A 13,350-nucleotide genomic window follows, 5' to 3' on the forward strand; every position below is an offset into this window, starting at 1 on the left:
GCCGCCTCTCCTTCTCGAGTGCGTACGCGGCCTGACGGGTCATACACCGGTCGGGTAGGTCTCGGGGACTTCTCCCTCCTCCCAGCCGGCCGTTCGCTCCAGCGGCTCGACCGCCCTCGTCTCGTCGATGTGGATCACCGCGTCGAACTGCTCCGCCACGCGCGCGTGGAGGTAGTGGCTCCGCCGTTCGGTCTGCGGGCGGTAGACGACGCCGATCGCCCGTTCCAGCCGCGGCGCGCGCAGCGCTTCGGCCGCCCGGGGCGCGAGTCCGAACGAGAGCAGGAACTCCTTGCCGCCGACCTCGTGGAGCAGCGCCTCGATCGATCCGGAAAGCGCCGGCCTCACCCGCATGCGCGCGGCCGGACCACCCCAGTCCTCGGCCGCCGTCACGGTGCCGGCGTAGGCGGTGAACCCGATGAGGCGGCACTCGCCGGGATACCGTTCGCGCGCCAGCCGGCCGAGGTTGATCTCGCCGCGGGCGGCGGCCTCCGTCACCCGGGCGTCACCGACGTGTGAGTTGTGCGCCCACACGACGATCCTCGGCGGCCTGCCCCGCCGACGGGCGAGATGTTCGGCGAGGGCGTCCAGGGTTCCGGCCATGTGGCGGCCGCGCAGGTTCCAGGAGGAGGCCTTCTCGCTGAACATCATGCGGTAGTACCCCTCGGCGGCTTTCACGGTCCGCGCGCTCTGCTCCGCGTGGAAGAGCTCGTCCTGGGTGAGGATCCCGTCCCGCCGGACGTACTCCAGCGCGTGGCGCTGCAGGTCGGCCAGCTGCTCGACCGCCTGCCGCTCGCACGGCTCGCCCGCCCCGAACGCGGCGGCGAAGCCGTACGACCGGCCGTCGCCGCCTGCGTGGTGATCGAAGCAGGCGTAGCGCTCCCGGGCGCGTGCCGCGGCCTGCGGATCGACCCGTTCCAGAAAGGCGACGACCTCGTGGATGGACCGGTGCAGGCTGTAGAGGTCCAGTCCGTAGAAACCCGCCTTGGCCCGCTCGTCCCTGCCCGCCCGATCGTTGTGCTCGCGCAGCCACGCGACGAAGTCCAGCACCACCGTGTTGCGCCACATCCACGTCGGGAAACGCTCGAAGCCGCGCAGCGCCTCCTCGGCGGTCGCGTCGCCGCCGCGTCCGTGGACATACCGATTCACCCTGTAGGCGTCGGGCCAGTCGGCCTCCACCGCCACCGCGCAGAAGCCCTTCTCCTCGATGAGCCGCCGCGTCATGCGCGCACGGGCCTCGTAGAACTCATGGGTGCCGTGCGAGGCCTCCCCGATCAGTACGAAACGCGCGTCACCGACCAGTTCGAACAGGTCCTCCTCGCGCGGCACGCCCTCTGCGGTGGGGAGAGCCTCCAGGCGGACGGCGGCCACCTCCGTGGAACCCTGCGACCCCGTTCCGGCCTGCCGTGATCTCGACGCGGTGCGCAGCAGATCCTGTACTTCCTCGTCGGTTGTCTGGTCGAAGTCCCAGTAAGACCGTCCGACCGCCAGAAAAGGTGACGGTGTGGTGGCACAGACCATTTCATCGGCCATGGCACCGATCTCGCGGCAGGTGGACTCGGGCGCGGCGGGAACCGCGACGACGATCGCAGCCGGCCGGTGACGGCGGAGGGCCTCGACGGCGGCGCGCATGCTCGCGCCCGTCGCCAGCCCGTCGTCCACCACGATGACGGTCCTGCCGGTGAAAGCCGGCGGGGGACGTCCCTCCCGATATGCCTTCTCCCTCCTGAGGAGTTCGCGGCCCTCCCGTTCGGCCGTCTCCTGGATGACCTCCGGTGAGATCTTCATCCCCTGGATGACGTCCTCGTTGAGCACGATGACTCCACCGCTCGCGATCGCCCCCATCGCCAGCTCCTCCCTGCCGGGGGCGCCCAGCTTGCGCACCAGGAAGGTGTCGAGGGGAGCGTCGAGGGCCATGGCGATCTCGTACGCCACCGGCACGCCACCTCGGGGCAGCCCCACGACGATGACATCCGGCGTGTCCCGATAGCGCTCCAGGCGTCCCACAAGAGCGCGACCGGCGTCCCGCCGGTCCTGAAACAGGCGGTCTGACATAGCCGCCACCCCCTGATCGGTGTAGTCGGCCCTACCTCTCTGCACATGCCCAAACAGCGGCCACTGATTTTGGGCGCCACGGATGAATTCCGAGTTTTACCTGGAACGACACTTGCCTTTACCGGTGTGAGCGGGGGGCGGTATTCGGCCTTCACAGGCTTCACACTGGTCCCCGTACCGGCTCTGGCCCACCGTCGCAGCGGTTATCGGGCTGACGCACGGGGGGGACGGCGGTCCCACCCGTGGATCTTGTGACTCCCGCGCCCGCCCGCCGTTCGCACGGAAAGGGCGGAGCCACGGCCAGGTGACGGAGCGGTACGAGGCCCTCGGGAGTAACGTGAACCGAATGACCACGCCCTACCTTGAACCCACCGAGTGGTATGCCAGCCTGCCCAGTGTGTTCACCTCGGCCTGCATGCTGCTCACCGACGCCAAGGACCAGGTCCTGCTGGTCAAACCGAACTACCGGCCCGGCTGGGGCTTTCCCGGTGGGATCACCGAGGCTGGTGAGGCACCCCACGACTGCGCCATGCGGGAGACCGCCGAGGAGCTCGGCGTCTCGGTCAAGGCGGACGAGCTCCTTGTGATCCACTGGTTGCCGCCATCGGGAGAACGCCCTCGCGCAATGATCAACTTCATGTTCGACGGCGGCGTCCTGAGCGACCCCGGCCGCATACGCCTGCAGGTCGAGGAGCTCGACGACGCGTCGTTCTTCCCCTGGGACATCGCCGCCACCCTGCTTCCGGCGAACATCGCGGCGCGCCTCCCCGCGGCACGTCACGCCCGGGAGACCCGGCGTCCCGTCTATCTGCCCGGCGAACCCGGGATGGTCGGCGGCTGAGCAACCCCTCTCCCCGTCGTTCGCAGCCCCGATCGGCCAGAGGTCCGAGGCGCCGGACGCGCCGGGGAAATCGGGGAAGGGGCCGGATCCACCGGCGGACGGCGGAGCCGTACGCTCTGGGCATGCAAAACACCCGATATGCGCGCTCCGGAATGGTTTGTACGGTCGATCACCTCGCTTCCGGCGCGGGTGTGGCCATGCTGGAGCGAGGTGGCTCGGCGGCCGACGCGGCGGTGGCGGCGAACGCCGTACTGGCGGTGACCTCGCCGCACCTGTGCGGGCTGGGCGGGGATCTGTTCGCACTGGTCCACGACGGGACCGGTGCGCCGGCGGCGCTCAACGCCTCCGGACGCTCGGGATCGGGCGCCGACCCCGAGCGGCTCCGGGCCGAGGGGCACGACCGTATGCCGCACCACCACGACATCCGTTCGGTCCCGGTACCCGGCTGCGCGGACGGCTGGCTGGCGTTGCACGGCCGGTACGGCAGGCTGCCTCTGACCGAGGTGCTGGCCCCCGCGATCGGGCACGCCCGCGACGGGTTCCCCGCCTCTCCGCTGATGGTGCCGGGGCTGGCAACCGTCGGCCCGCTCTGTGAGGACTTCGCGACGGCCCGGAGCGCCGGTGACCTGATCCGGCGGCCCGGGGTGGCGCGGGCGCTGGAGGCCCTGGCCGACGGCCGGGACGGCTTCTACCTCGGCGAGTTCGGCAAGGGACTGCTCGCGATCGGCGGAGGCGAGTACAGCGAGGACGACCTGGCCGCCGGCAACGCGGAGTGGGTGGATCCGCTGCGGGCGCGGGTCTTCGGGCACGACGTGTGGACCATGCCGCCCAACTCGCAGGGCTATCTGCTGCTGCTCGCGCTCGGCATCGCCGAGGGACTCGACCTGCCCGCCGACCCGGCGGACCCGCTCTGGGCGCACCTGCTGGTGGAGGCGGCGCGGATGGCCGGGCACGACCGGCTGGACGTGCTGTTCGAGGGCGCCTCCGTCGACGCCGTGCTGGACTCGGCCGACGCCCGCCGGGCCCTGATCGACCCGTCCGCGCGGGCCACGGTGCAGGACCTCGCCGCCGACGGTGACACCACCTACCTGTGCGCGGTGGACGGCGACGGCATGGGCGTCTCGCTGATCCAGTCCAACGCCTCCGGTTTCGGCAGCCTGATCTTCGAACCCAGCACCGGCATCAACCTGCACAACCGGGGCATCGGGTTCTCGCTGATCCCGGGCCACCCCGCCGAGTACGGGCCCCGCCGCCGTCCTCCGCACACCCTCGTCCCCGCGCTGGTCACCCGCCCCGACGGGTCGCTGCGCTCGGTCGTGGGCACCATGGGCGGCGACGCCCAGCCGCAGGTCCTGCTCCAGGTTCTCACCCGCCTGCTCGTCCACAACCGGACGCCCGGCGAGGCCGTCGGCGCCCCCCGCTGGCGGCTGGCCGGCCAGGGCACGGGATTCGACACCTGGCGGGCCCCCGACCAGGTGGTGGTCGAGGTCGAGGAGGGCGGCCCGTGGAGCGAGGGTCTCCGCGAGCGAGGCCACCCCGTCGGCGCCATGCCGTACGGCTCCGCCTTCGGCCACGCCCACCTGATCGACGTGCTTCCCTCGGGCGTCCTGGCCGGAGCGGCCGACCCTCGTTCGATCATCGGGGCCGCGGCCGGTCTCTGACGGGACGGGGCCTCTGACAGGACCGGGCTCCGACGGGAGTCGATCGAAGCATCCCGGCCGGATCGGGCGGGCTCGATCCGGCCGATCCGCTCGGTGAGTACCGAGGGTCTAGGCTGGGGGTTTTCGGCGATAATACGGGTAAGGCGGCGATATGACCGAAACACCTCCAGACCGTGGCGGCCTGGACGACTCGCAGGAGATCGAGGTCGAGGAATGGAACGATGACCTCGGACTCAACCATGAGATCGTCGAACACGACGACGAGCACCAGGACAGCCTCGACGAACGCCTCTGGCGCGAGGCCCCGGAACGCGAGCGGGCTCCGCGCGAGGACACGCGCCTGGTAGCGCCGGATGAGGGGGCGGGCCCGGACGAGACATCCGAGGAGTACGCCTCCGACGTCGGCTCCGACGACGGCGACCTGTCCGCCGAAGAACGTGCCATCCACATCGAGCCCGACATCGAGTACCGCGACCTCTGAGAGCGCGCCCGCGCGCGACGGGAACGGGTGATGCCGCGTCGCGCCCGGGCCATGTCGGTGAGACCCGATCTGGCCAATTGTTTGGGACATGACAGAAACGCCGATGACCGCGACGTTTTCATTGGGACATAACGTGGCAGGCTCACCAACGTGGATGACATGTGGGATCTGGCGATCATCGGCGGTGGTCCCGCGGGCTCCGCGGCGGCCCTGCGCGCGAAGCAACTCCAGCCGGACGCGCGGGTGCTCCTGCTCGACAAGGCCGACTTTCCCCGTGACAAGGCCTGCGGCGACGGCATCGCCGCCCACTGCCGCGAGGAACTCGCCCTGCTCGGGCTCCCGGACCTCATCGCCGACTATCGGCCGGTGCGGCGCCTGACGGTGGTCTCCCCCGGCGGTGTGCGCGTCTCCGCCACCGTCGCCCGGCCCAACCACGTCGTCCCTCGCAAGGTCTTCGACGCCCGCCTCGTCGACGCCGCCCGGGCCCGCGGCGTCGAGGTCCGTCGCCACCGTGTCCGCGCGCTCGCCACCCACGACGATCACATCGTCATCGACGGCACCGTCGCCGCTCGCGCCGTCGTCGCCGCCGACGGCGCCAACTCGACCGTACGGCGCCTCATCGGCATCCCCGCGACCCCCGAGAAGCACACCGCGATCGCCGTCCGCGGTTATGCCGACCTACCCGCCGCCGACGACGACGCCCAGCTCATCGCCATGCAGGAGGACGGATGGCCCGCGTACGCGTGGTCGTTCCCCATCGGCGACGGCACCGCCAACGTCGGCTTCGGGATGCTCCTGCCCCGGCTGCACGCCACCGGCCTGCCCGGTCGCGAGGTGCTCCACGGCCGGCTCGCCGAACTGCTGCCCCACCTGCCCGCCCGCGACCTGCGCGCCCACCACCTGCCCCTGTCTCCCGGCCGGCCCAGGCCCGGCGTCGGGCGGGTGATGCTCGTCGGCGACGCCGCCGGTCTCATCAACCCGCTCACCGGCGAGGGCATCTACTATGCGCTGGTCTCCGGCCGGCTCGCCGGGGAGGCCGCCGTCCAGACGGCCGGCGACCCCCTTCCCGCCTACCGGCGCAAACTGAGAAAGGCTCTTGGACGGCACCTGCGCACCACCGACGTGCTCGCGTGGGCCGCCCAGTCATCCGGCTTCATCGACGCCGCGATCGGCACCGCCGCCCAGCGCAAGGAGGTGTTCGATCTCCTCGTCGACGTGGGGCTCGGCGCGGGCACGGTGCCGCTGCCGCTCGCCTGGGCCGTGGCCCGCCGCTGGCTCCTGAACGGAAAGCGGTGACGCATGGCCCGGCGTCGTGCTGATCAGCCGTTTGGCGGATGTGAGGCCTGTAGAGGCCCCAACCGGACTCCTCGGGAGCGGTTCACCGGTGAAGCCGGGAGAACGCGGGTGAGGGAAAAGCCCTGCCCGCAATGGTCGGCGCCCCCTGCTTCGGCCACGAGGGGACGTCAACCGCGGTCTACCGGCACCGGTGCCGGTGATGGTCAGCGAGCGAGGGCCGCGACCAGGGCGTGCAGGTCGTCGATGACGTGGTCGGCCTTGGCGGCCTCGGGGCGGGTGGCGTGCAGGTAGCCCCAGGGGCCCCGGCGGATCAGGGCGGTCCGCATGCCCGCCGTACGGGCGGGGAGGACGTCGTTGTCGAGCCGGTCGCCCACGTAGAGGATCTCGCCGGGCTCCCGCCCCGACACCGCGACGACCTTGGCGAAGAAGCCGGGGTCGGGCTTGGACACGCCCCAGCCGTCCGAGGTGTGAACGGCGTCTACGGGTAGGTCCATCGCGGTCAGCGCGTCGTAGGCCTGCGGCGGCTGGTTGCCCGCGATGATCAGCTCGTACCCGAGATCGCGCAGCGCGGCCAGGCCGGGCCGTACGTCCGGATAGAGGTCCTCGGCGTCGAAGTTCACCCGGAGCCCGTCCGGGTCCTCCCTGCGCCACGCCTCCTGCTCGGCCTCGAGATCGAAGCCGGGCTTGATGATCCGGAACGCCTCGTCGAAGGACTGTCCGAGCGCCGCCATGCCGCCCAGCACCCCGAGCATCGTGAACCGGGTGGCACCGAGCCGGTCCGCCCAGCGCGACCAGATCCGCGTCTCGTCGATCAGCGTCTCCCCGACGTCGAACACCACTACCCGGACCACGGCTCCCCCTTCGATCGGCCCGCCGATCCTATTTCAGTCCGGCAGGTCCTGTTTCAGTACGGCAAGTCCTCGTTCTGCGGCCCCTTACCGTCAGCACGCAACCCCTGCCTTCGGAACTCAGGTCCCCACCGGCCTCGATACGCAGGACCCGGGCCACTTCACCACGAAGATCTTTCTCTCTACGGACACATCACGTGTCCCGTGTCGGAGACCGGGCCTGCCGATAGCTCTGTGGGTATCGCATCAACGACTCCACCACCACGCGGGGCGTCCAGTTGCGGGGACGTGGGCCGGGCATAGAAGTGATCCATAAATGTGCCGCATACCTTTCGCACCCGAGGGAACCTCATGGAACACTCAGAGTTCCCGTTCGGACACGAAGGGATATTGGTCGATGGTCATGACAGCTTCAAAACGATCTGGTCAGCACACCCCTATCGAAGATCGGCGCGCCCCCTCCGACGAGCAGCCCACACCTCGTACGCCGAGAGAGTTCTTCGACTCCCTTCCCCCCACCCTCCGTCTTCGCGCCGAGATCATCGACGGGAACCTCATAATGAGCCCATCCGGTGTCCCCCACCACGGACGCATCGCCATGCGTCTCGCATTCGCGCTATTTCCCCTTCTTGAAGAGCACTACTGGGAAAGTTTTGTGGGAAATGTCGACGTGTGCATCGAGGGGCCGCGCGACACCGTGGTCCCCGACTACTGCCTGGCGCCCGTGGACGCTCCGCTCTGGGGCGACCGAGAACTCCTCTCATCGGGGTTGATCATGGCAGCCGAGGTCGTCTCGACCGGAAGCATGGAAACGGACCGCGCCACCAAGCCCAGGATCTACGCGGAGGGAGGGATTCCCATTATGTTGATCATCGATCCCATCGCTTCACCTCCCACGGTCACCGTCCTCAGCGACCCGGAGCAAGGCACCTACCGGACTATGGTCCACACCCAGCTGGGCAAGCCGGTCCGGCTCCCCTCCCCCGTCGACTTCGATCTCGACACCTCGATCTTCCTGTGACCTTCTCGACCTCCGTGCCACCGAGAAGGGACATCCGGGACCGCACCGCGACAGCGGGAACCGAGCCTTCTCGACCGATCCATAACCACAGCGCATATTTCCCGCACCCAGGCAGACCTCATGCAACACTTAGAGTGCCTGTTCGGATACGGAGGGGGTTTGATCGATGGCGATGACAACACGAGGGCGATCCCCCAGGCATACCTACCTGGGAGATACGTCGCCCGCTCGCACGGCTCGGGATCTCTTCGAAACGCTGCCCCCCACTCCCGGCTTCCGCGCCGAGGTCATCGACGGGAATCTGATCATGAGCCCCGTGGGCACCCCCGAGCACAGCTGGAGCGCGACGCTTCTCTCCTACGCGCTACAGCCGGTCGTCATGGAGCGAAAGTGGCGCGCTCACGTGGGTGGGGTGAACGTCTGCATCGACGGGCCCCGAGACAGCCTCATCCCCGACTTCGTGCTCGCTCCCGCCGACTGCCCGCGCCGGGGCACTCTGGAGCTGCTCTCCTCCGGGTTGATCATGGTCACCGAAGTCGTCTCCCCGGGTAGCGCCCGGGTCGATCGCGATGACAAGCCTCGCATCTACGCCGCGGGTGGAGTGCCGATCATGCTGCTCGTCGACCCGATCGCCGCCTCCCCGGCAGTCACAGTCCTCAGCGACCCCCAGGACGGCGCCTACCAGATCGTCACGCGCGTTCAGATGGGCAAGCCTCTTCGTATCCCCTCCCCCGTCGACTTCGACCTCGACACCTCGATCTTCCTGTAGCCCCGGACGGACCGGGCGACGGTCCGCGCCGTCCGGATGGCGCTTCTCAGCTTGATCGCCCGCGAGAGCTCCTGCCCTCCGTACGCCGCCGGAGCACGTGACGGCGCCCGGCGTCGCCGACCGGACACGGCTCCGGCCGGCCTGATGCCTCGTCATCGAATCGGGTGAGATCCCGCTCTCAGAGCTGCTCCATGGCCTTGCGGATGCGCTTTTCGGAGATCGAGTACGGAGTGCCGAGGGTCTGGGCGAAGTAGCTGACCCTGAGCTCCTCGATCATCCAGCGGATCTGGCGGACGTCGTCGCCCGTGCGGCGGGCCGGGGGAAGCTTCTCGACCAGCTCGTGATAGTCGTCCTCAAGGTCGTGGACCTTGTGCATCCGCTCCTGGTCGCGGAAGGGGTCGTCGGAGATCTTCTCCAGCCGCCGCTCGGCCGCCTTGAGATAGCGGAGCAGGTCGGGCAGGCGTTTGTAGCCGGTGTCGGTGACGAAGCCCGGGTAGATCAGGCCGGCCACCTGGTCGCGGATGTCCTCGATCGAGGGGGTGGAGCGTGCCGCGGGCAGGAGGCCGGAGACCGCGTGCCAGATCTTGAGGATGGCCTCGACCTTGGTGACCACGTCGACGGTGGTGTCGTACAGCTCGGCGCGGACCTTGTCGTGCAGGACGGTGAAGGCGGACTGGTCCCACACCGGCCCGCCGTACTCGCTCATGAGCTTGTCGGCGGCGCAGGCGATGCAGTCGTCGAACAGGGCGATGGCGCCCGCGTGCGGGCTACGGCTGAGCGCGAGCTTGGCCTGGTTGCTCAGGCGGCCCAGCACTCCCTTGGCCGGGGACGGGGTGTTGAGCAGCAGCAGCCTGCGGGTGCCCACCCACATGGCCTCCCGCTGCTCGGTCTCGGTCTCGAACATCCGCACGGCCACGGTGGCGCCCTCGTCGGCCAGCGCCGGGTAGGCCTTCATCCGGCGCTGTTCGAACGTCTTGGGCAGCGCCCCCATGTTCCAGGTGGTCAGGCCGGACTTCTCCAGCCCGCCGGAGGCCTTGGAGAGGGTCTGGCGGAGCTTGGGCGCGAGCCTCCGTTTGAGGTCGGCCAGGTCCTTGCTCTCGGCCAGCTTCTGCTTGCGCCCGTCGATCACCCGGAAGGTGATCTTCAGGTGGTCGGGGACCAGGTCGGGCTGCCAGGTCTCGCGTGGCACCTGGATGCCGGTCATGTTCAGCAGCTCCCGCTCCAGCACCGCGAGCAGCGGCTCCTGGGTGGGTTTCGCCCGCTCAAGGACCTTCTTGGCGTAGTTGGGGGCGGGGACGAAGTTACGCCGGACGGGCTTGGGCAGGGCCCGGATGAGCGCGGTGAGCAACTCCTCGCGCAGACCGGGAATCTGCCAGTCGAAGCCGTCGGCGTTGACCTGGTTGAGCAGGGCGAGAGGGATGTGCGCGGTGACGCCGTCCGCGTCGGTGCCGGGCTCGAACTGGTAGGTCAGCGGGAAACGCAGGTCGCCCTGACGCCACACGTCGGGGTAGTCACGCTGGCTGACATCGCCCGCCGACTCGCTGATCAGCATCGACTTCTCGAAGCTGAGCAGGTCGGGCTGGTCGGCCTTGGTCTTCTTCCACCAGGAGTCGAAGTGGCGGCCGGAGACGACGTCGGCGGGGACGCGCTGGTCATAGAAGTCGAACAGCGTCTCGTCGTCCACCAGGATGTCGCGACGCCGGGCCCGCTCCTCCAGCTCCTCGACCTCCTCCAGGAGCTTGCGGTTCTCGGCGAAGAAGGCGTGGTGGGTCTCCCAGTCGCCCTCGACCAGGGCGTACCGGATGAACAGCTCCCGGCTCAGCTCGGGGTCGATGCGGCCGTAGTTGACCTTGCGCTGCACCACGAGCGGCACGCCGTACAGGGTGACCTTCTCGTAGGCCATCACCGAGCCCTGCTTCTTCTCCCAGTGCGGCTCGGAGTAGGTGCGCTTGATCAGGTGCTGGGCGATCGGCTCTACCCACTCGGGCTCGATCTTGGCGTTGACCCGCGCCCAGAGCCTGGAGGTCTCCACCAGCTCGGCGGACATCACCCAGAGCGGCTGTTTCTTGGCCAGCGCGGAGCCGGGGAAGATGGCGAAGCGGGCGTTGCGGGCCCCGATGTATTCGGTGAACGGCCTGCGCGGCTCGGTCGCGGGACGGCGGGCGCCGTCGCCCGTGGCCTTCTTCTCGACGACGTCCTTGACCCCGATGTGGGACAGCAGGCCCGACAGCAGGGAGACGTGGATCTTCTGCTCGTCGCCGGGGGTGCTGTTGGGCGTGAGGCCGAGGGACTTCGCCATCTGGCGGAGCTGGCCGTAGACGTCCTGCCACTCGCGCACCCGCAGGTAGTTGAGGAACTCGGCCTTGCACAGGCGCCGGAACGCGCTGGACGACAGCTCCTTCTGCTGCTCCTGGAGATAGTTCCACAGGTTCAGGTAGGAGACGAAGTCCGACTCCTTGTCGGCGAAGCGGCGGTGCTTCTCGTCGGCGACCTGCTGCTTTTCCGCCGGGCGCTCGCGCGGGTCCTGGATGGACAGCGCGGAGGCGATCACCATGACCTCGCTGACGCAGCCGTTGCCGTCGGCCTCCAGCACCATGCGGGCCAGGCGCGGGTCGACGGGAAGACCGGCCAGCTTGCGGCCGAGCGGGGTCATCTGCCTGGCCTGGTCGAACGCGCCCAGCTCCAGCAGCAGGTCGTAGCCGTCCTTCACCTGGCGCTGGTCCGGCGGCTCGACGAACGGGAAGGCCCCGATGTCGCCCAGGCCGATCGAGGTCATCTGCAGGATGACCGAGGCGAGGTTGGTGCGCAGGATCTCCGGGTCGGTGAACTCCGCCCTGGTGAGGAAGTCGTCCTCCTCGTACAGCCGGATGCAGATGCCCTCGGAGACACGTCCGCAGCGTCCCTTGCGCTGGTTGGCCGAGGCCTGGGAGATCGCCTCGATGGGCAGCCGCTGGACCTTGGTGCGATGGCTGTATCGGGAGATGCGGGCGAATCCCGGATCGACCACGTATTTGATGCCGGGCACGGTCAGCGAGGTCTCGGCGACGTTGGTGGCCAGCACGACCCGGCGGTTGCTGTGCCGCTGGAAGACCCTGTGCTGCTCGGCGGCCGACAGGCGGGCGTACAGCGGGAGGATCTCGGCGTCCTTGCGCTTGGAGAGCGCTTCGGCGGTGTCACGGATCTCCCGCTCGCCGCTGAGGAAGACCAGGATGTCACCGGGGCCCTGGGCGCAGAGCTCGTCGACGGCCTTGCCGATCGCCTGGATCTGGTCGTCGTCCTCGGCGATCGGCCGGTAGCGCACCTCGACGGGATAGGTCCGCCCGGAGACCTCCACGATCGGCGCGTCGCCGAAATGCTTGGAGAAGCGCTCGGGGTCGATCGTCGCCGAGGTGATGATGATCTTCAGGTCGGGCCTGCGAGGGAGGAGCTGCTTGAGGTAGCCCAGGATGAAGTCGATGTTGAGGCTGCGCTCGTGCGCCTCGTCGATGATCAGCGTGTCGTACTGGAGGAGCTCGCGGTCGGTCTGCAACTCGGCCAGCAGGATGCCGTCCGTCATGACCTTGACGAGCGTGCCGGCGCCCACCTGGTCGGTGAAGCGCACCTTGTAACCGACGGCGTCGCCGAGCTGGGTGTCCAGCTCCTCGGCCACGCGCTCGGCCACGGTCCTGGCGGCGATCCGGCGGGGCTGGGTGTGCCCGATCAGCCCCCTGACGCCTCTGCCCAGCTCCAGGCAGATCTTCGGCAGCTGGGTGGTCTTGCCCGAACCGGTCTCCCCGGCCACGATCACGACCTGATGGTCGCGGATGACCTCCAGGATGTCGTCCTTGCGCTGGCTGACCGGCAGCGCCTCCGGATAGGTCACCGTGGGCACGCCGGCACGGCGTGTGGCGACCCGGCGCTCGGCCTTCTCGATGTCGGAGGTGATTTCCGCAGCGATCTTCTGTTGAGCGGCGCGGTTTCTGATCCTGCGCGCCCCGTCGAGCCGTCGGCGGAGCCGCCCCTGGTCACGTAGCGTGAGCTCGGGCAGCCGCGCGTGCAGGTCGGCGAGCGGAGATGTCAAAGGAGGTGTTCCCATACTGAGCCCAGGATACTTTCGGCCCGCACAACAGGAGCCAACAGTCCATGGTGCCTGAGCGTGCGCGCCGCCGCATCCCAATATTCACCCGTACGGCACGCGGCCCCGCGCACGCCGTACGCGGCATGCACGGGCCCCGGAAAAGACCTCCCGAGCCGTACGGCGTGCTCACCTCGGAGACCGGCTCGTGGCAACCGCACGGGCCTGCTCGGGTGATGTCTCTGCATGCTCTCAAGCTCATGCGGCGTGCCCGCCTCGAAGGCCCGCTTGTGGCCGGCCGCATGGGCCCGTTCGGGTTGACGCCTC

9 protein-coding genes are annotated in these 13,350 nt (G+C 69.2%); 6 read left to right on the forward strand and 3 right to left on the reverse strand.

All coding sequences use genetic code 11. The annotated features are described in order from the left end of the window. Positions 1-39 precede the first annotated feature (39 nt). Entirely contained in the window at positions 40-2,052 is a 2,013-nt protein-coding gene (locus tag DKM19_RS33555; RefSeq protein ID WP_110701318.1) for an erythromycin esterase family protein, read from the reverse strand. A gap of 346 nt (positions 2,053-2,398) precedes the next feature. Between DKM19_RS33555 and DKM19_RS33560 the strand changes: the two genes are divergently transcribed. The 4 genes from DKM19_RS33560 (at position 2,399) to DKM19_RS33575 (ending at position 6,331) form a co-directional block, all read left to right on the forward strand. Further along, positions 2,399-2,893 carry an NUDIX hydrolase gene (locus DKM19_RS33560; RefSeq protein WP_110701320.1) on the forward strand — a complete coding sequence of 165 codons (495 nt, stop codon included), beginning with the start codon at positions 2,399-2,401 and terminating at the stop codon, positions 2,891-2,893. A 197-nt stretch (positions 2,894-3,090) separates the two neighbouring features. Continuing rightward, positions 3,091-4,554 (forward strand): gamma-glutamyltransferase family protein, encoded by a 1,464-nt coding sequence (locus DKM19_RS33565; RefSeq protein ID WP_239513719.1) that lies wholly within the window; start codon positions 3,091-3,093, stop codon positions 4,552-4,554. Between the two features lie 151 nt (positions 4,555-4,705). Beyond that, a complete protein-coding gene (locus tag DKM19_RS33570; protein WP_110701324.1) occupies positions 4,706-5,035 on the forward strand; it encodes a DUF5709 domain-containing protein in 330 nt (109 codons plus the stop codon). A gap of 159 nt (positions 5,036-5,194) precedes the next feature. Then, on the forward strand, positions 5,195-6,331 hold the full coding sequence (locus DKM19_RS33575; protein ID WP_110701326.1) for an NAD(P)/FAD-dependent oxidoreductase: 1,137 nt from the start codon (positions 5,195-5,197) through the stop codon (positions 6,329-6,331). Between the two features lie 203 nt (positions 6,332-6,534). Here the strand turns inward: DKM19_RS33575 and DKM19_RS33580 are convergent, their stop codons facing one another. Next, on the reverse strand, positions 6,535-7,182 hold the full coding sequence (locus DKM19_RS33580; RefSeq protein WP_110701328.1) for an HAD family hydrolase: 648 nt from the start codon (positions 7,180-7,182) through the stop codon (positions 6,535-6,537). Between the two features lie 400 nt (positions 7,183-7,582). Here DKM19_RS33580 and DKM19_RS33585 point away from each other — a divergent pair, with 400 nt between their 5' ends. Continuing rightward, entirely contained in the window at positions 7,583-8,200 is a 618-nt protein-coding gene (locus DKM19_RS33585; protein WP_369986551.1) for a Uma2 family endonuclease, read from the forward strand. Positions 8,201-8,372: 172 nt separating this feature from the next. Then, complete coding sequence (locus DKM19_RS33590; RefSeq protein WP_369990662.1) at positions 8,373-8,969, forward strand: Uma2 family endonuclease; 597 nt, start codon at positions 8,373-8,375, stop codon at positions 8,967-8,969. Between the two features lie 178 nt (positions 8,970-9,147). Here DKM19_RS33590 and hrpA read toward each other — a convergent pair whose 3' ends face one another. After that, positions 9,148-13,044 (reverse strand): ATP-dependent RNA helicase HrpA, encoded by a 3,897-nt coding sequence (gene hrpA, locus DKM19_RS33595; protein ID WP_110701334.1) that lies wholly within the window; start codon positions 13,042-13,044, stop codon positions 9,148-9,150. Positions 13,045-13,350: the final 306 nt, after the last annotated feature.

This window comes from Streptosporangium sp. 'caverna', assembly GCF_003203775.1.
Classification (GTDB): Bacteria; Actinomycetota; Actinomycetes; order Streptosporangiales; family Streptosporangiaceae; genus Streptosporangium; species Streptosporangium subroseum.